Here is a 19104-nt window from a genome sequence, read left to right on the forward strand (position 1 = left end):
ATGCTCACCTCTGTGATCCGTTTTTCGCTCACTCAGCGACTTTTTGTGCTGATTGTGGCGCTGATCCTCATGTTGGCTGGCGCACGAGCTTGGTTTGCCATTCCCTTGGATGCCTTTCCGGATATTTCCCCAACCCAAGTGAAGATCATCCTCAAGGCTCCCGGCATGACGCCGGAGGAAATCGAGGCCCAGATTACCGTCCCGATTGAAACCGAGCTGCTCGGCATTCCGCAGCAATCGATTCTGCGCTCGACCACTAAATACGCCATTAGCGATATCACCCTCGATTTTGAAGAAGGCACGGATATCTATTGGGCGCGCCAACAGGTGAGCGAGCGCCTCTCGGCGGTCTGGGACAGTTTTCCCGAAGGTGTGAGTGGCGGTGTGGCGCCAATGAGCACGCCGCTGAGTGAAATCTTTATGTTTTCACTCGAAAACCCCAATCTTTCCCTACTGGAGCGACGTCAATTACTCGAGTGGGAAATTCGGCCGCTGCTGCGCACAGTGCCGGGTGTTGCCGATGTGAATATCCTCGGCGGTTATGCCAAGAGTTTTAGCATCAGCCCCAATCCTGCGGCGATGGCGGCTGCGGGTGTGAGCTTTGCCGCGCTACAACAGGCAATTGTGGAGAATAATCACAACGAAGGTGCCGGTAAGCTCACCATAGGTACAGACACCATCATAGTGCGCTCCGAGGGACGCATCGATGATATCGACGAGCTTAAACTGCTAGTGATCAAAGCCGATAATGCCAAGGTCTACCGCTTGCAGGATCTCGCCGATATCCAGATAGGCCACCTTGCGCGATACGGCGCCGTCACTAAGGATGGTAACGAAACCGCCGAAGCCTTAATCATTGCCCTCAAGGATGCCAATACGGCACAAGTGGTTAACAACATTAAGGAAAAACTGGCGCAAATCAGCCTGACTCTCCCTGAAGGCAGCCAGATAAACACCTTTTACGACCGCGCTAACCTGATCAATACCGCTATTGAGACCATCTCCAATGCGCTATTCGAGGCCGTAGTGCTGGTCATCGTATTGCTGGCACTGTTTTTAGGTAATGTGCGCGCCGCGTTAGTGGTGTCCCTGTCGCTACCGCTAGCCGCACTGTTCACCTTTTTGATGATGGATTACTTCAATCTCTCCGCTAACTTGATGAGTCTTGGAGGCCTCGTTATCGCTATCGGCATGTTAGTGGACTCCTCCGTGGTCGTGGTTGAAAACATGGTGAATTTAATCGCCACTAAACAGCGTTTGCCGCGTTTACACTTGATCTTTCGCGCCACCAAAGACGTCGCCATTCCCGTAGTCTCGGGCACGGTTATCGTCATCATAGTGTTCTCGCCACTGCTCACCCTCAGTGGTTTAGAAGGCAAACTCTTTACCCCAGTCGCCATCACCATAGTGTTTGCCATGCTGTCGGCGCTGGTGTTATCGCTGACCGTGATCCCCGTGATTGCCTCATACCTCGTTAACGAAAAGGCCGCGAAAGAACCTAAGGCCATCGAAAAGCTCAAGCATCTTTACCTTGGAAGCCTAAAAGCCTGCTTTGGTTGGCAAAAACCTTTTATGCTCACCGCCTTTAGCTTGCTGATCGTCAGTCTGGGCCTATTTAGTCTGGTGGGGAAAACCTTTATGCCGACCTTAGATGAGGGCGACATCATTCTCCAGTTAGAGAAATCCCCTTCGATTTCCCTCGACGCCTCCATCGCTATCGATAAACAGATCCAGCAAACACTGCTAAGCCAAATCCCCGAAATCAAACAGATGGTGGCACGCACTGGTGCCGATGAGATTGGTTTAGATCCCATGGGATTGAACGAAACCGATGTGTTTTTAGAGCTGGCGCCCCGCAGCGAATGGCGTTTTGCCACTAAAGAGCAGCTTATCGATGCCATCCGCACTGTGCTGCTTAAATATCCCGGCGTGAACTTTAACTTTACGCAACCGATACAGATGCGTGTCTCCGAAATGCTCACAGGCAGTATTGGGGATGTCGCGATTAAAGTATTCGGGAATGATATCGAGACCTTAGGAAAACTCACCAGCGAAATAGAACAACTGGTCACTGCAACTCAGGGCAGTGTCGACGTTAAGATGGCGATGATTGAAGGCAGCCCCTTTATTAATCTCACCTTAGATAACGAGCTCGCCCGTGGGTTTGGGATGAGCACTATGGAATTTGCCCGTTACCTCAAGAGCCAACTCGAAGGTGTGGTCGTCACCGAGGTGCTGCAAGGGAAGAAGCGCACGCCTGTGCTTATCGCCAATAATCAGGCGCAGATCAGCAATATCAACGAACTGCAAAATCAGCTATTGGTAATGCCAGATCATTCCCTGAAACGCCTAAGTGACGTGGCAGTATTGAGTTATAAACAGGGCCCTATCCTGATCGAGCGGGAACAGGGAAATCGCTTTTCGGTAATCACCACCAACGTTCAAGGGCGGGATATTGTGGGCTTTGTGGAAGAGCTTAACAGCAAAATCGCCAAGGAAATCAAACTACCAAGCGGCTATAGCGTCAGCTTCGGTGGCGAGTTTGAAAACCAGCAGCGCGCCACCAGCAATTTGTTGCTGGTGATCCCAATAGCTATCGCACTGATCACTTTGATTTTATTCACCACCTTTGGCTCGCTAGCAAAATCGGGATTAATCCTCGCTAACGTCCCGTTCGCTATGATGGGCGGTATCGTCAGCTTGTATCTCTCGGGGGAGTACCTCTCGGTGCCCGCTTCAGTAGGTTTTATCGCCCTGCTAGGTGTCGCCGTGCTTAACGGCGTAGTGATGGTCAGTTATTACGAACAAACCAAATACTTATTTGGCAGCCTCAGGGAGAGAGTCGAACAGGGTGCCGCGCGGCGACTCAGACCCATTCTGATGACGGCCACCACCGCCATGTTTGGTTTGATCCCCTTAGTGTTCGCCTCGGGCCCTGGTGCTGAAATCCAAAAACCTTTGGCCATTGTGGTGATCGGTGGATTGCTCACATCGACCATTACGACCCTGTATTTACTGCCCATGTTGTATTTTTGGCTGGAGAAACGCCGATGAGCACGGAACAACTGCTAGTCCTGATCGCCCAAAACGATATTAAGGACGATATAGTCGACACTCTGATTGAGTTGGAGTTTTTATCCGGCTTTAGCTTGGGCAATATTTGCGGATTTAGCCGAGAGCACAGCCATTTCAATATCAAGGAACAGGTGGAAGGTTATCGGGAGTTTTGTAAGTTTGAGATTATGCACCCTGCAAGCCAGCAAAGCGCCCTGCTTGAAGCACTAGCAAAGGTCTGTAAACACAACCCATGCCGTTATTGGATTATGCCCATCTATCAAAACGGCACGCTTTCCTAACGATAAAGGGCATACGGAACCTTCTGTATGTGTATGCCCTTTGATTAACTACAGAATCGGGGTTGGGCGACGCACTAAGTAACCACTGACGATGGAGAGGATGCAATAGGCGGTAAAGAAGTAGAATCCGCTTTCAAACTGCGCCTTGGTCTTTAGCATTTCGCCCATGCCACCCGAGGCATTGCCCGCCAAAAAGGTAATGATCAGGGCCACCACAAACACATCGGCCATCGACCATTTCGCTAGCGCAGACACTAGATGATGAATGCGCCACTGCAGCGCAACCGAACTCACGCTTTGTTGTACCAACATCAGACTGAGTTTCACTGCGGGGATAATGATACTAAACAGCATCACCAGACCGGCCACTAAGCCATTGCCAGAGTTATATAATTCGGTGACTGTGCTCCAGATACTGCGGGGTTGCTGCAGCACCTCCACCTCTCCTTTGAGGTTATTCAGCCCCAACAGGCCACTGACCATATTTAACATGCCGCGGGCACTGTCGCGCCCCGAGTTCTCATCGAAACTTTGTGCGACCTGCTCAATCCCTTGTTCGGTGAGTTTGGCCTTATCTATGCTGCCATTGAGGCTCAAAATGGGTTGAGTCACGCCGGGAATTAACAGCGCTAAAGACAGCAGAATAACGAGAATGGGAAGGAGAGATTGACGAACACTGTTCATAACTGAGCCCAAAGCAAACTTTCACCCAGTGTAAGGCTTTTGGCGCAGCGGGGGCAATGAATGGCACTTAAGATCTTGGTAGATATCAAGTGCAACTTGGGCAATCAATAAAAGGGTGATGGATCTATATCTAAGGAGCTTGGCGATACGCCTCGCTCAATGTGAAGGTCTGATTTAAGAAGGTCTACCATGGCGACTTCAGTGTAACGCTTTGCTTTTAGAGAATAAAAACACTTCACAATTGGATGTAATGCATCTCTATCCTTGGAGGTCCAAACAATACCAACTCGACCATCGGACAATTCGACTAAAGAGCCTACAGGATATACACCGATACAACGAATAAACTCATAAACCAGCTCTTGATCTAAGTGAAATGGCGTCAAGCTCAGTAAGATCTTAAAGGCGGCCGCAGGACTCATGGCCTCTTTGTAGCAACGCGTCGCGGTTAAGGCATCAAATATATCGACAATACAACTCATCCGACCGTGGCGAGGTATCTCATCTCCCTTTAATCCCCTTGGATAGCCCCGCCCATCTAATTTTTCATGGTGCATTAGGCAGATATCTTTACTTATTTGAGACAACCCTTTGGTTTCGTTCATTATTTCAAGTGCATATACTTGATGCAACTTCATATGCTCGAATTCTTCAGGCGTGAGCTTGCCCGGTTTATGCAGGACTTTATTGTCGACCTTAATCTTGCCGATATCATGCAAAATGCCGCCCACCGCCATTTCTCTTAACATAGCGCGGTCGAGTTTAAGGTATTTACCGAAAGTAACGAGCAGGAAGGCGACATTCACTGAGTGCTCTAACAGATAAGCATCTTTAGTGCGCAGTGCTGACATACACTTTAGGGCGTCTTCATCCAACAACACTGACTCGATCATGCTGTCAGCAAGTGCTTCAAAAGGAGCGACTTCAATCGCTTTACCCTCGAATGTTTCTGAGAGTACTTTGCGAATGAGATCCTTCGCTTCGGTCAAAATGACCTTCGCCTGCGCTTGTTGCTTCTCACGGGTCAGTAGGGATTTTTTAACTTCTGATAGGCTATCGTTGCTGGCTTTACGTTTAAAACCACAATGTTCAGCCGAACGCTCCGTATCGACCCAAACATATTTGATGCCACTCTTTGATAATTTTAGAATCGAGTCCTTGTGCTTGATTTGTCCAGCATTTGCAATTGCCAACCGGCCCTGATCATTTCTGTCAATTGCTGTGACAAACATTCCCAACGTCAATTTCGACACTGGCAATTTGATTAGGTCAACCGATTCTGCCGACTCACTCATACTAGCAACCCCAAGGCATAGAGAATATTACTGCTATCGACTACGTAACATGCCGCACGATTGGGCGCACGATGCCGTTGTTTACTTCCTGGAAGTATAGGACAGTATAACGCGCATTCTATGCTGAGGAAGATAAAAGCACCATATGCTTTGATGATTAGCATCAAAGAACAAGACAAAAACCTAGTAGAATCCTATGCCATTACTCAAGAGCGAGCTAATCGTCTAATAATATAGCATTTTTTAATATTACACATTCGAAGCTTGCCACCATCCAACGGCGATATTGGCAGTTATAGCAGGAATGAAGATCATCATCTATCTGCTCATCTTCATCATCTGGAGCAAAATGAGTGCACAACCGCGCCGCCCGCCTTGCTTCTGAATATTGCTGTAAACCCGCCCGAAAAATCCAACGTTCAGTCTCATATTCAAACAGCTTGAGTAACTTTTGATCCATTCCCACCTCAATAGTCCTGCAAGGCTTGCTTGCCAGCATTACGCCACAGCTCACCGTCCTTCGCGACTAATAAAACAAATTGATGTTCAAGATAGACAGCTTTTACTTTGCCTTTGAGTTGGACTTTTTCGTCTGCGGCCAAGCGGTATTTATCGGTACTCATCACCGCATCCAAGCCGGTTTGTTCGAGGATATCGGCCACAGGTAGCTCAAGGGAAACCTCTTCAAGTTGACCGAGTTTGATTTGGCCCTTCACTCGTCCATCATTGCCCATTAACCGCAATCCAAGCCCAGCCAAAGCACCAATCACACCTTGACCAGTACCACCGTGCTCAGTCAGATGAATCTGTAACTGCTCAGCAAGCTGATAGGCGGCCGCTTTGGTAATGACTTCACACTTGGCTCTGAGCCCAAAGTCTATCAGCGCGTTCACATCATAGTCGGAATCGACATCCAAAATTGCAATCCCAGGATCTGCCTTAGGTGCAGATTCAGCCACCAGATGCGCGACCGCCAGACGATAGATCTCGGCTTGTGATAACGGCGACTGCAACGCAAAACACATGGCGCTATTGTGAGAGGTGTAAGGAATATCAGGATGCACAAATAATTGGTGCCGCGTCACAAAGGAAGCCTTGCCACCCGAGTTTTGCGCGAGCAAATGTGCAATTTCCTCAGCTATCTCGCCTGTGCCTTTAGTGCCAATGTCGTCGGTATCATCGATACAAATAAGCCAATTTTTCATCGGTATTCCTAGCAGTTAAAACTTGTCACGGTGGAGGAGGTCATGGGCTTTAAGCCTATGCAGCACGGGAGGCACCAGCAGGGCACCTAAGGTGGCAAAAAATCCACCCTTAAGCACGCTAGCACCCCATTGGATCAGTACAACATCGAGCGCCATGCCCGCCAACACATTCGTGAGTGCCACTTTGATCGCCCAGGCCATACAGCCAATAATGCCTAAAATCACGCAGCGCCAGTACAGGCTTAAGGTGAGAGGTAGCAACAAGGCCACCAGATCCATCGCAATAGCAGGTAAGATAAACTTCAATAAAATCATTGGGCCGCCCTTACCAACACCGAGCGCCATCGCGACTAGCCCTGCAACACCACCACAGGCAATCATGCTACCAAAACGCCCAAGTACGCCGTAGCAAATCAAATAGAAGAAACTCATCAAAAACATGCTATGGCCAGAAATCCCGAGCTTAAGCCTTAACATACTCGTCAATGCCACCAGCAAAGTGGCGCAAAAACCAATAAACAGCGAGTCCTGCAAACTCAGAGGAAGTTTTTTCTTCATTTTTTGTCTCTCGGTGAGTGCCAATGGGTGACACGCGTACTCTTGCCAAAGTGACGACTCTGGGCCGCAACCGCCATCTGGCGAGATAATTTAAGTAATTGGATTAATAAAGGAAACAGCACGCAATACACTAGCTCAGGCCAATTTTTAGGATTTCGCAGCGCCTTAGGGGTAATATGCGCGCCTCGCAGACATTGGATCTGGTAAATCTCGCGCACTTCTTCCGCCATATAGGGCAGCAAACTCAAAGATGCGGCCACCACAAAGGCCCATTTGCTCGGCAAAAATGCACTTAATACTTCGCCAATGCGCTCGGGCGCCGCCGTGATACACAACCACCAGCCGGGGATAGTCGCTAAAATAATGCGTCCCACCACCACGGCGCCTTGGGCGAGGTGATCAACGCCATAGAGCAATAAATAAAGACTTAAAGTAATCGTCAGTTGAATCACACCGAGTTTAACCACGCCCATAATACTGCCCCGGCGCGCTAAGCCATGGAGCACTAGCAAGCCATTCACGGCCGCCAGCGGCAGCAATAAATCGGCGGGCAATACAAAAGCGCAGGCGGAAAGTACGCAGACGAAAAACAGCGACAGCGCGCATAGCGTAGTTTCTTGCTTCTCGCGACTCCAACGCCGGCGGGCACGTAGTCGCCATCGACGACAACTAACCCACATAGCGCTCCTCCATCAGAGTGTCTTCCGTCAACAACCCATTGTGTAAACTGAGTTGCCGAGACACGGCACTATGCACGACTACTCTGTGACTACTCATTAAAATGGCGCAACCTTGTGCACTGAGGCGCTTGAGCAGATACCATACTTTGCGATAGTACTCTTTATCCATGCCCGCGAGTGGGTCATCGAGTAGCAACACCTTAGGCTGCAAGCAGGCTAATGATGCCAAGGCAATAAGATGCTGTTGACCGTAGGACAACTTATGAGGCGACTGTTCGGCCAGCGCACTCAATTCGAGATCGAGCAGCATTTGCTCGGCACGCTCTTTAGGCAGTTCGAAACGATTCAAACTAAACTGCATCTCGGCCAGCACGCTGGTTTCAAACAGTTGTCGACTCGGCCTTTGCAGCAATAACCCTAACTCGGCGCCGTACACACCGAGTTTAGGTTTACGGCCTAGCACCTTGAGTGGCAAACGCTGCTTTAAGTGCAGCATGCCCGCGATGGATTTTAAGAGGCTAGTTTTACCCGCACCATTATCCCCCACTAAGGTCACTATCTCGCCGGCGTGCAATTCAAACCCTTGTGGACAGCTAAACAAGGGCTGACAACCATCGAAGCAGAAATCAAACGCCTCGGCGCTCACCTGTACTTTGCCTAAGTGATGTGTACTTCCCCAAGCTCTCACTGGCGCTTCCTGCACGGTGGCATCGCTGACGGTATATATCCCCTCGGATAAACGGCCTGCCTCTAATTGCCAATAATGCTGGATAATCTCGGCAAAGGCCGCCGCATTATGCTCCACCAACACCAATGCCATGCCTTCGGCAATTAGATTACGTAATACCGCTAACAGCTCACTCACGCCATGGTCATCGAGCTGCGCCCATGGCTCATCGAGCAAGAGTAAATGCGGCTCACACACCAACTGTGCGGCAATCATCAAACGGTATTTTTGACCGAGGGAAAGGGTGCTGACTGAGGTGTCGAGCCGTAAAAACAGCCCGACGCGTCGCAGCGCTAACTGCACTTTAGGTAACATATTCTCGGCGGGGATGCCGAGATTCTCTAAGGCGAAGGCGACTTCGGCCCCAACAGTCTGCCGCAGTAACTGAGTTTGCGGATCCTGCATCACTAAGCCAGTAACCAACTCTGGGTGACGCCAAATATCGCCCTCATGCGGGCGATTCTGTACGCCCGCCAGTAGATTTAATAGACTCGATTTACCCGAGCCCGTGGGCCCACTCACACAATGGCATTGGCCTGCGCCAATCGAGAGATTAAGCTCCTGTAAAACCGGGGCTAGCTGGCTGCCATAGTTAAAGCTGACACCGTCGAGCTCGAGTAATTTCATCTTAAATCTGCCAGTTCACACCCACGAAGAACTGACGGCCAGCCTGAGGCAGGGCTTCACTCTGGTAGTAGTTCTCATCCAATAGGTTAGTGGCACGCAGATACACGTCTAACTTATCGGTGATCAGCGGCTGCACTAAGTTGATATCCACTAAGGTGTAATTATCCAACGATTGCTGTTGATACTGGTTTTGTCCGTTTACCTTCACCTGAGTCGCATAAACCTGATCGAGGATACGTTCCACATTGAGGTGGACTTGTGTCTCGAATGGGAATTCATAGCTCATTTGCCAGCGCAGTTGGTGACGAGGACGGTATTGCAGCGCATCTAAGGTATCATCGCCTTCCATTTCTTTTGAATCTAAGTAGCTGTAGGAGAAGCTCAGATCCAAATGTTCAATCACATGGTTATTAATTTGAAAATCAATCCCTTTGAACTCATAGCGCCCCATATTTTGGTAGAAACCCGCAGTATCTTTGGCAATGTAGTTCTTCGCGTCCGTGTAATAACCGTAGAGCGAGAAGTCGGTGCTGGCGGGTAAGTTTTGCTCTAAACCCAACTCAACATGCTTAGACTCTTCTGCTTCTAAATCACGGTTACCCGATGATTGCGAGTACAAGTTCACCATGGAAGGGAAACGGACTTTACGTGCCACACTTAGGCTTAAACGTGAATCGGGTACCACTTGCCAGTAGCTAGATGCCATTGCCGAGTAATTATCATCCGTGCCATCAGAGGCATCGAGTGAATGGAAAGCTCCACCTAAGGTAACGCCATAGTTGTGCTCAGATTGATACTGATATTCGGCCGCCGCAGTATATAACCATGCAGAATCATTTAGGTTTTCAGCGCCACCAGAACCGCCACCGCTACCATTGCCGCCGCCAGAACCTGTTCCACCGCCGCTTCCAGTACCACCGCCAGAACCTGTTCCGCCGCCGCTACCAGTGCCACCGCCGGAACCTGTTCCGCCACCGCTACCAGTGCCACCGCCGGAACCTGTTCCGCCACCACTACCAGTGCCACCGCCAGAACCTGAACCAGTGCCCGAGTTATTCCCCGTACCACTACCAGTATTGCTGGAGTATGTGTCCACTACAGACTTCCAGCTCTGCTCTTCAGCAATCACAGAGGTGGTTAACAGCCCGGCCTTATGAAAATCAGTGATCAGCTGTAAATTGACCCCTTGAACCACGGAGCGACCGTCTTGAGTTTGCGTTAATGCCAAATAAGTTTCATCGGCATAAGCGGCTTCTAAGGTATCGCTTTGATTGTGATAGCCAAAACCTCGCAGGGTAAAAGTATCGTCGAACTGATGGGCTAAGCCGAGCTGGAAGGTATGTGAATCGTAATCGTCGGTGCGCTCATACTTAAGTTTGCCACTGCCAGTTCCATCACGGGCAGGTTTGCCCCATTCGCCATTACGCAGTGCCGCGTTGGCAATCAGTTGGGTCTTATCCGATAACCAGTAACTACCTTGGGCATAAACGTTGGTGACTTCTTTATCTGAGTTGGCACGCAGTTCACCGTCTTGATATTTGGTCGGCTCGAAATCGTTCGACATCGGGAAACCATCGGTCTGTTGACGGCTAACACTCACTAATCCCTGCCAATCATCACCCGAACCTGCGGCGCTGATGTCGCCATTAAAGGTATTGTCTTTACCCGCTTCTACACGTCCAGACAAGGCGGGCGCAGTGCTGCCTTGCTTAGTAATAATATTGATCACCCCGCCGGCACCGCTTGGGCCGTACAGCACTGAAGTCGGGCCGACCGACACTTCAACCGAGGCAATTTGGCTGGTTGGGATCACGCTTGGGTCGAACTGCCCATCGTCGGCACTGCTCATGGGCACGCCGTTTACCAACAGAGTGACATGGCGGGTCTTAAAACCACGGATATCGACCCTAGGGGTGCCATCACCACCCACACGGATATAAACCCCGGGCACATTCTTCAGCACTTGGTCTAATGTCTGCGCACCCAAAGCACGGATTTCGGCCTCATTGATGCTCCAATGAGTGGTCGCCAATTGCTCCGCATCGGCGCCTTCGCCATGGACTACAATCACTTCATTCACATTTAGCAGGGGATCGCGGGCGATTTCATCGGCGTGAGCCGTTAAACTGAGCCCAATCGCTAACGCTAAGGACGACACTCTAAAAATCGTTTGTCTGGTAATCATATTATTGTTGTCATAGAGGAAATTTAAGATGTGCTCCCTATTGTGGTCTTAGATAATTCCGTCTCAACCAAAAAAAAATTAAAAACCAACCCAGATCGACTAATTACGGCAAATGGAACACGCCTTTAGTCACAAAGAGACAAAATGTCCAACACTGCCAACGGTATCGACAAAAAGACCCATCTTGGTCACATTTTTTTGCGTCTTAAAATGAGACTATGGTAAAAGTCACACACTCATGGCTTGCTTCTTGACACTGACGGCCTCGGCCTTTAATTTGAGCGAAAGATTCTTATTTACACGCTCTAATCAACTTGGTGTAAATGACTTTAAAAAGAATGCATTAACCTAGTTCATATTCACCGCTGAGAACCGGAACTTCAGCCACTACCTTCATTCCGTTATCTTTGGAGTTTTACTTGCCTGCTCATGCCCTGTCTGAAGACCTTAAGTCTCTCATCGACAAACTCATTCAAATGAAACAGGTTCCAGCGTCGGAGCCGATAGTGCAGCTATCTTTAACGACTGTCTCTATTCCTTTGATTTCATGGTTGGCATCACAAACTCAGTATCCACGCATCTACTGGCATGGGCGTGACAAAATTGAAGAAGTTGCAGCCATAGGTGCTTGTAAAGACATAAAATTTGAAACTGGCGTCCAGGATAACGAGCTGGCCAGTGTTTACGAACGGCAACGTGTTTTATCTAGCAATCCAGACATTCGATACTATGGCGGTGTAGCCTTTGACCGCAGCATTGAATCTTGGCCTGAGTTTGGTAATAGCCGATTTGTACTACCCAGAATCGAGTTTAGACGCAGTGCGGATCAGTTTAGTTTGCGGGTAAATCTTAATTTTGCCGATAACAATCCTATCGATGAGATCGACCTTGCGATTGCCGCTATTGAAGCGGTTATGCCAGCACGCCCCTTGGCGCCACCCAATAAACTCACCCTAGTGAGCCGCCAAGATATTCCGGACTTTCCTCGTTGGAAAACCTTAGTCGAACAAGTCGTTGAGCCTGAATTTAATCAAGATACGCCCAAGGTCGTTCTCTCACGTTTGACAGAGCTTAAGGTTAACGAGCAAGTTGATCCTTGGATGGTATTAGCCTGCTGGCAAGGCCGTAACCCCAATAGCTTTCAATTTGGATTCCAATTTAGCCCTGAGCGTACTTATATCTCCTGCTCCCCAGAGCGCTTATTTCGTCGTCGTCGGCAACAATTGTTTACCGAGGCATTAGCGGGCACGACAGTTCGCGGATTAAATAAAGAAGAAGATGTGGCACTAGCCAATGCGCTGCTGGAAGACAATAAAAATAGTGTTGAAAATCAGCTTGTTCGCCGTCACATAGTCAATATGCTCACGCCTTTGAGTCAGTATGTCGGTGCAGAAGAAGCGGCCACAATCTTTAAGTTAAATCATATTCAGCATCTGCACCGCGCTATTCGTGCCGAGTTAAAGCCTGGCGTGAACGATTTTCAGCTGTTACAAGCACTGCATCCTACACCCGCGGTGGGAGGCCTCCCTAGAGAATCTGCAATGAAGTTCATTCGCCAGCGGGAAGGCTATATGCGAGGCTGGTACGCTGGCGCTTGCGGATATTTTAATCAAGATGAGAGTGAGTTTTCAGTCGCCATCCGCAGTGCATTGATTGAGCCAGGTAAAATTAATCTGTTTGCGGGTGCGGGCATTATTGCAGGTTCAGATCCCGAGGCTGAGTGGCAAGAGCTAGAGAATAAACTTGCAACGATAATGTCGATTCTGATTGAACTATAAACATTTAACACTGATGCCAAAACATTAAAAACCCTTTGCTTTGGTCTCGGTGTAAAGCCTATCCTGCTCACCGGAGTCAATGATTTTTTTATGTTCAATATCAAAATGTTGCTTTAGCATTTGTCCTTTTTCGGTATTGGCAAAGGCAAAAAAAGTTTCTGCATTTAACACGCCTTGGATAATCACAAACGTTTGTGGCGCCCTCAGTTCAGGAATGAGCGCCTCCATATTCTTTTTGTAATCCAGTACTGCATCGATTCGTCCCGCATTTACACTATTGAGCATACTCAGCATGTCGCTACTTTCTTCGTAAAACATCGGTATGGAAGTCAGCATATTGTAACGATAGGCCAGCATGGCTTGGACTCGCTTATGGGATAAACTCTCCATCCCTGCCCAAGTTGCTGCAATTTGAGGCGTTACTGCGGCATCAATTGAATCAAGCTCAACGGCATTTTCACTCAGTAGGCTATTTTTCACATCGCCTTTGTACACGCTGAGAACCATATCAACCCGTCCGCTTTCAATCAGATATAAGGTACGAGCAAAAGGCATAAACTGCACATCGACCTGCCATTCCGGTGATGGAAAGACACGCCTGAGGAGATCAAAGTAGTAACCCGTCTCATCAGGATTAGCAAAACCCTCCCAAGAGGCTGTGACAAGATGCACCACGACCGGCTTATTGGGAGTCGCGAAAGCACAGAAACTCAATAAGCTAACACACAAGGCGGCAAGAAATAATCTCATCGGTTTCTCCTAACATTTCTTAGAAAGTGTAGGACAATTTCGATCCCTATGCCTTAGGTTTGCGCAGTATTCGCGGCTAAATTGCTTGAAATATAAACCGTAAGCTTGCATCTTCAAACATGGTCACTATAATGGCGGCCCGATTTCAGCACGCTGGAACGGGATAAAATAACAGCAGACGATTTAGCGGGTTCCCTCACCCCGCCCTACACAACTAAAAAGGCCACATATGTTAATGTTAACCCCTGCGCAGCTTCGCCGCGCACTCCTGCTATTAGTGGGATTTCACATACTGATTATTTGCCTAAGCAACTATTTGGTACAACTGCCGTTTCAATTGTTTGGTTATCACACCACTTGGGGCGCGTTTAGTTTTCCTTTTGTTTACCTTGCAACCGATCTAACGGTGCGCATTTTTGGACAAACACCCGCTCGAAGCATCATCCTCAAGGCCATGGTGCCCGCACTGATGATTTCCTATGTTATGGGAGTCGTATTCCATCAGGGTAGCTTCCAAGGGATGGACTCCTTAAGCCAATGGAACACCTTTGTGTTTCGTATTGCGTTTGCCAGCTTTGCGGCTTATTTGATTGGTCAGCTGATGGATATCACTGTATTCGCCCGTCTGCGCCAGAGCCGTTCATGGTGGGTCGCGCCTGCGGCATCGACGATTGTTGGTAATTTAGTCGATACCTTAGTGTTCTTCAGCATCGCTTTTTATGCTTCAACAGACAGCTTTATGGCCGCCAACTGGCCTGAAATTGCCACTGTCGATTACAGCTTTAAATTGCTTGTTAGCCTAGGGCTATTCTTACCCGCCTACGGTGTGCTACTGAAAGTGTTACAAGACAAGATATTGCAAACCAGCCCACAAAAATCATTTTCCTGATTAACTCAACTGGCCAGACCTGTTATAATTTGAACAGTTTTTATTCGGCCCCAATGCGTTTGATACGCTATTGGGGCTGATTTTTGTGAGAGAAAATTATGTATTCAATTGAAATCAAAGCAATCACAACTCTGACTCCCGAGTTAGCCATACAACTCATCGAACTAAGTAAGCAAATACCTGAGCTCGACCGTCCATTGACGCCAGACACCTTAACGGCACGGCTTTCAGGCAAGACTTGCTTGATTCTCCTAGCCTATGTGGAAGGCGAACTGGCGGGGTTCAAGCTGGGATACGAACAGGAAAAAGGGATTTTTTACAGTTGGTTAGGTGGCGTTGCGACAGACTTTAGACGTTTAGGATTAGCACAAAGCCTACTGGAATACCAAGAGAAATGGGCCAGCCTCCAAGGCTATAACCATATTCAGGTTAAAACCATGAATCGCTTCCCTGCAATGCTCAATCTATTGATTAGAAACCAATATTTAATTACCGAGCTGAATGCCGATCCCCAGAGTTTGATCAACCATAAATTACATTTAAGCAAGTCTATTGTGGCGGCATAAACATACCATAGATAAAAATATGCATTTTTTTGCAATAAATAGCTTGCAAACACAATTGAGAATGATTATCGTTAACTTGCGTTCCAAAACTCATCTTTAACACCGATGACTGGTAATCTGACGTTGTTAAAGTGCTCCTGAGTTTGCAAGCACGACATTGCTCACACACTCTTTTGTGGCCGGATTCATCATCCGGCTTTTTTTTGCTTGTTATTCAATAAATAAAGCTCTTTGAACCTTATACTTAACTCGCGCAGAATTTAGATTTCAGCATTATGTCCCGAAAAATGTAAGCCATCGTAAAGGTTGTTTTGTTGATCTTCCTTAGCCTCGTGATACAAGCCAATGGTGAAGATAGAGCCTTTACCTAATACAGAGCTCACCTCTATGGTGCCACCGATGCGCTTAATAATACCGTAGCTGAGCGACAGCCCAAGGCCTGTGCCATCTTTACGCGTGGTATAGAAAGGATCAAAAATCCGCCCCAATTGCTCAGGCTCAATCCCAGACCCTTCGTCTTCAACCTCGATTTTGACGCCAATCGGCATATCTTGCTGCACCCAATCATAAGTGCGAACCCAAATGCGTCCCTTACCATCCATCGCATGGGCTGCGTTCACCACAAGGTTAATCAGTACTTGCAGTAACTGCGGGCGATTGACCTGAACAGGGCAACTGGCGTTCAGTTCCGTTATCAGCACAACTTCTTGCTTTTGAATTGAATGCCGCACTAATACCAGCATTTCCTCAATGATCGGCGTGATAGGGTGCATCTCTAAGGGAGCGTTAAACTCTCCCGGGCGACTATATTGCAGTAGGCTACGGATAATAGTGCTTATACGACCAACCTGCTGAATAACTAGATCAATTTCTTCTTTTACGACGTCGGCATTATCACCCAGCTCATAGCGCAGTAACTCCATATTGCCGAGGATAACAGCGGTCGGATTATTGATTTCGTGTGCAATACCAGCGGTTAACTCTCCTAGAGCGGTCAACTTTTCATTAGTCACTAACTGCTGGCGTGTCTCATTGAGTAAAGCGACGTTACGCTGTAGCTCTAAGGTCTTATCTTGCAGGCTACGAGTACGCTCTTCGACCTTCATTTCTAGCTGTTCGGCAGCGGCCTGAATTTGCGCGTTGCGCCGCTGCAATAGGTCGAGCATACGGTCGAACTGCTCGGCAAGATTCGACAACTCGTTATCCCTATCTAACCCCAAGGCACCAATACGCACATTGCGCCCAGACTGCACCGCTTGCACCACATGGTGAATCCGCTCAATCGGTTGCAATAAACTGTAGGCACCGCGGTAAACCAGCAAACCTGAAATAAGCAGCACTAACATCAGAATGGTACCTAACTCAATGATATTAAGCAGGTAGTTATGAATAAAAGGTGACTCCGAAAAACCGGTGTAGATCATCCCAATTCGCTGTCCACGGACATCTTCTAACGGCGCATAGGCAGAAATAAACCAATCATTGTACACAAACGCCCTATCGACCCATAACTCTCCGTGATTTAACACTTTTTCTCGCACTTCCTCCGAGACCAAACTCCCCAGTGCACGCCCTTGGGATTCATTCGGCTGTGGAAAAAAATGCAAAGGAACGTTAGTCGATACCCGAATATTATCGAGAAAAATCGTCACAGTACCAATTGAACGTTCAGGCAAGGTGCCCTTGTCGTAGACAAGATCGCGGATATGATCAACGATGCGGGTGTCGCGGTTAAATAACACCCCGCCGTCGAGATACCATGCCACTTTGCCTTCAGTATCGGGGATCGGCAACAAGCTACGGCTGAGCAAACCACGGTCCTCTACTTGCTTATTGGGACTTTGTGCCCGCAAGGTCGCTAACAGTGGAATACTCGCTCTTTGCGCTAAATCAGGGTCAATCCGCGCCAAACGTTCACGAGATAACACCATCAGTCCCGAATAAGGCAACATTCCACCCATTTTCGGTAAAATCTGTCGTAAATCAGGATCCGCCGCCGCTTCAGCCACACTGACCAGCCGCAAAAAGTCTAAATCGAGTTGCTGCTTTTGCTCATCAAGAAAACTATCTATGCTCGTCCTATGATCTAATGCACCACTGAGGATCGGCCTAAAATCATTCTGGAATGTCCATGAGGTCATCACTCTTTCTAGCTGTTTTTCTTGGCGAACTTGCACCTGTTGCAGGGTGTTTTCAGCCACAGCCAAATCGGCTTTGACCTTCATAAACAGTTGCTTGCCTGTGTAGCTGATATTCCAGTAAATCGTGATAAACACTAAACTCACCAAAGTGAGCAAAATCGGCAGCAATGTGAGGATCAAAATGCGATAACGCACTTTAGCCTGCATTTGCTGCCAACTAACTCCAAAAAAGTGAGTAAAAAAAGACACTTAAAACTCCTGCTCGTCGCTAACGTCAAACCACTCTTTATATTTGCGATCTAAGGTCTTGCGGGAAACCCCTAAGTCCCGAGCAGCCGCAGATTTATTACCAGAATGCAGATCGACCACACTCGTCACATGGTGTTTTTCCACATCTTTTAATGGCCAATCTAAAGGATAACCCTGCAAAGCCGAAGACTCGGTTTTAACCTGCTGCTTCCAGTACTCCGCTGGCGGTTTGCCGAGCAGAATACAGCGCTCAATCATATTACGCAGTTCGCGGATATTACCCGGCCATTCATGTTGTTGCAGCTTTACCATGTCTTCATGACTCCACACCACTTCACGCACGCCTAATTCAGCAGCCAATTGGCGGGTAAAATGGTGGGTCAATTCGACCACATCTTCCGGACGCTCACGCAGCGGAGGAATAAAAATATCCAGCACATTCAGTCGATAATAAAGATCGCGACGGAAGTTCCCCGCTTCGACTTCATCCATCAGAGTACGGTTAGTTGCCGCAATCACCCGGACATCAATATTGACTTCCTTCTCACTGCCCACGGGGCGAATCGCCTTCTGCTCCAGCACCCTTAACAACGCTGTTTGCATTTTGAGCGGCATCTCGCCAATTTCATCGAGGAAAATCGTACCGCCGGAGGCAAAACTAAATAGGCCTTCACGGTTACCTTTAGCACCAGTAAACGCCCCTGCCGTATGACCAAAGAGTTCACTCTCAAGTAGTTCTGGGGCTATCGAGCCACAGTTAACTGGCACGAAGGGCCCTTGGCGACCGCTGAGTAAATGTAATTGGCGCGCAACTAACTCTTTACCCGTGCCCGATTCGCCTTGAATTAATACCACGGCATTGGTCGGTGCCACGCGCTCTATCACTTGCTTCACCGACTTCATGGCGTCGCTACTCCCTATGATGGTAGAGGAATAGCCGATAGAGACTTCGCGACGCAACATCAAGTTTTCACGGCGCAGCAATCGGCGTTCAATACAACGGTCAACCGCCGACATCATCTGCTCGAGATGGAATGGCTTCATAATGAAATCTGAGGCACCTGCTCGCAGCGCTTTAATCGCCACCTCTAAATCCGCATAGCCGGTCATAAAGATTACATCGGAACGTCGACCTTGCTCATCTAAGGCTTCGTGCCACTCGATACCCGAACGACCGGGTAAGCGGATATCGACAATCAGCAAGTCGAAATGGCAGCGGCTACGTAACTGCTCAGCATCTTCAATACTGCCCGCCGTTTCGACTAAGGCGAATTTCTTCGAGAGCGCCTTATTCAAAAAGCTACGCATCCCCGGCTCGTCATCGACGATCAGGACTGAAACAGCGGAAGGAAGGGGCTTGAGGTTATTATCTATCTGGCTCATAGTGCTCACGTCTGGACATTTTGACTCAATT

General features: G+C 48.4%; 16 protein-coding genes. 5 read left to right on the top strand and 11 right to left on the bottom strand.

Features of this window, described 5'->3' with window-relative positions:
* Together CEQ32_RS15830 and CEQ32_RS15835 are read left to right on the top strand one after the other, a co-directional pair.
* On the top strand, nucleotides 1-3054 hold the full coding sequence (locus tag CEQ32_RS15830; RefSeq protein WP_088586413.1) for an efflux RND transporter permease subunit: 3054 nt from the start codon (nucleotides 1-3) through the stop codon (nucleotides 3052-3054).
* Nucleotides 3051-3356 carry a DUF3240 family protein gene (locus CEQ32_RS15835; protein WP_011627657.1) on the top strand — a complete coding sequence of 102 codons (306 nt, stop codon included), beginning with the start codon at nucleotides 3051-3053 and terminating at the stop codon, nucleotides 3354-3356. Before CEQ32_RS15830 ends, CEQ32_RS15835 begins: the two co-directional genes overlap by 4 nt.
* 48 nt (nucleotides 3357-3404) lie before the next feature.
* On the opposite strand, the gene CEQ32_RS15840 is transcribed toward CEQ32_RS15835, so the two are convergent.
* The 8 genes from CEQ32_RS15840 to CEQ32_RS15875 form a co-directional block, all read right to left on the bottom strand.
* Nucleotides 3405-4040: a paraquat-inducible protein A gene (locus CEQ32_RS15840; RefSeq protein WP_088586414.1), complete on the bottom strand. Its 636-nt coding sequence runs from the start codon at nucleotides 4038-4040 to the stop codon at nucleotides 3405-3407.
* A gap of 104 nt (nucleotides 4041-4144) precedes the next feature.
* Nucleotides 4145-5335 carry an HD-GYP domain-containing protein gene (locus CEQ32_RS15845; RefSeq protein WP_037428357.1) on the bottom strand — a complete coding sequence of 397 codons (1191 nt, stop codon included), beginning with the start codon at nucleotides 5333-5335 and terminating at the stop codon, nucleotides 4145-4147.
* Nucleotides 5336-5552: 217 nt separating this feature from the next.
* Nucleotides 5553-5795: a hypothetical protein gene (locus CEQ32_RS15850; protein WP_055647188.1), complete on the bottom strand. Its 243-nt coding sequence runs from the start codon at nucleotides 5793-5795 to the stop codon at nucleotides 5553-5555.
* Between the two features lie 7 nt (nucleotides 5796-5802).
* Nucleotides 5803-6540: a DNA-binding protein gene (locus tag CEQ32_RS15855; protein WP_037428353.1), complete on the bottom strand. Its 738-nt coding sequence runs from the start codon at nucleotides 6538-6540 to the stop codon at nucleotides 5803-5805.
* 15 nt (nucleotides 6541-6555) lie between these two features.
* Entirely contained in the window at nucleotides 6556-7098 is a 543-nt protein-coding gene (locus CEQ32_RS15860) for a core component of ECF transporter (RefSeq protein ID WP_088586415.1), read from the bottom strand.
* Nucleotides 7095-7778: an energy-coupling factor transporter transmembrane component T gene (locus CEQ32_RS15865; RefSeq protein ID WP_088586416.1), complete on the bottom strand. Its 684-nt coding sequence runs from the start codon at nucleotides 7776-7778 to the stop codon at nucleotides 7095-7097. The genes CEQ32_RS15860 and CEQ32_RS15865 overlap by 4 nt, the downstream gene beginning before the upstream one ends.
* Nucleotides 7768-9132 (bottom strand): ATP-binding cassette domain-containing protein, encoded by a 1365-nt coding sequence (locus tag CEQ32_RS15870; RefSeq protein ID WP_088586417.1) that lies wholly within the window; start codon nucleotides 9130-9132, stop codon nucleotides 7768-7770. The genes CEQ32_RS15865 and CEQ32_RS15870 overlap by 11 nt, the downstream gene beginning before the upstream one ends.
* Before the next feature lies 1 nt (nucleotide 9133).
* A complete protein-coding gene (locus CEQ32_RS15875; protein WP_047533775.1) occupies nucleotides 9134-11317 on the bottom strand; it encodes a TonB-dependent receptor plug domain-containing protein in 2184 nt (727 codons plus the stop codon).
* Between the two features lie 419 nt (nucleotides 11318-11736).
* Between CEQ32_RS15875 and CEQ32_RS15880 the strand changes: the two genes are divergently transcribed.
* Nucleotides 11737-13095, top strand: coding sequence for an isochorismate synthase MenF (locus CEQ32_RS15880; protein WP_037428343.1), 1359 nt, complete (start codon nucleotides 11737-11739; stop codon nucleotides 13093-13095).
* Nucleotides 13096-13119: 24 nt separating this feature from the next.
* On the opposite strand, the gene CEQ32_RS15885 is transcribed toward CEQ32_RS15880, so the two are convergent.
* Nucleotides 13120-13845, bottom strand: a complete 726-nt coding sequence (locus tag CEQ32_RS15885) for a transporter substrate-binding domain-containing protein (protein ID WP_037428341.1) — start codon at nucleotides 13843-13845, stop codon at nucleotides 13120-13122.
* Nucleotides 13846-14074: 229 nt separating this feature from the next.
* Here CEQ32_RS15885 and CEQ32_RS15890 point away from each other — a divergent pair, with 229 nt between their 5' ends.
* Both CEQ32_RS15890 and CEQ32_RS15895 read left to right on the top strand, forming a co-directional pair.
* Nucleotides 14075-14734, top strand: coding sequence for a 7-cyano-7-deazaguanine/7-aminomethyl-7-deazaguanine transporter (locus CEQ32_RS15890; RefSeq protein ID WP_037423985.1), 660 nt, complete (start codon nucleotides 14075-14077; stop codon nucleotides 14732-14734).
* Between the two features lie 98 nt (nucleotides 14735-14832).
* On the top strand, nucleotides 14833-15300 hold the full coding sequence (locus CEQ32_RS15895) for a GNAT family N-acetyltransferase (RefSeq protein ID WP_037423988.1): 468 nt from the start codon (nucleotides 14833-14835) through the stop codon (nucleotides 15298-15300).
* A gap of 260 nt (nucleotides 15301-15560) precedes the next feature.
* Here CEQ32_RS15895 and CEQ32_RS15900 read toward each other — a convergent pair whose 3' ends face one another.
* Together CEQ32_RS15900 and CEQ32_RS15905 are read right to left on the bottom strand one after the other, a co-directional pair.
* Nucleotides 15561-17690 carry a cache domain-containing protein gene (locus tag CEQ32_RS15900; RefSeq protein ID WP_037423992.1) on the bottom strand — a complete coding sequence of 710 codons (2130 nt, stop codon included), beginning with the start codon at nucleotides 17688-17690 and terminating at the stop codon, nucleotides 15561-15563.
* Entirely contained in the window at nucleotides 17691-19073 is a 1383-nt protein-coding gene (locus tag CEQ32_RS15905) for a sigma-54-dependent transcriptional regulator (RefSeq protein WP_037423995.1), read from the bottom strand.
* Between the last annotated feature and the right edge of the window lie 31 nt (nucleotides 19074-19104).

The organism is Shewanella sp. FDAARGOS_354 (genome assembly GCF_002209245.2).
GTDB classification, from domain to species: Bacteria; Pseudomonadota; Gammaproteobacteria; order Enterobacterales; family Shewanellaceae; genus Shewanella; species Shewanella xiamenensis.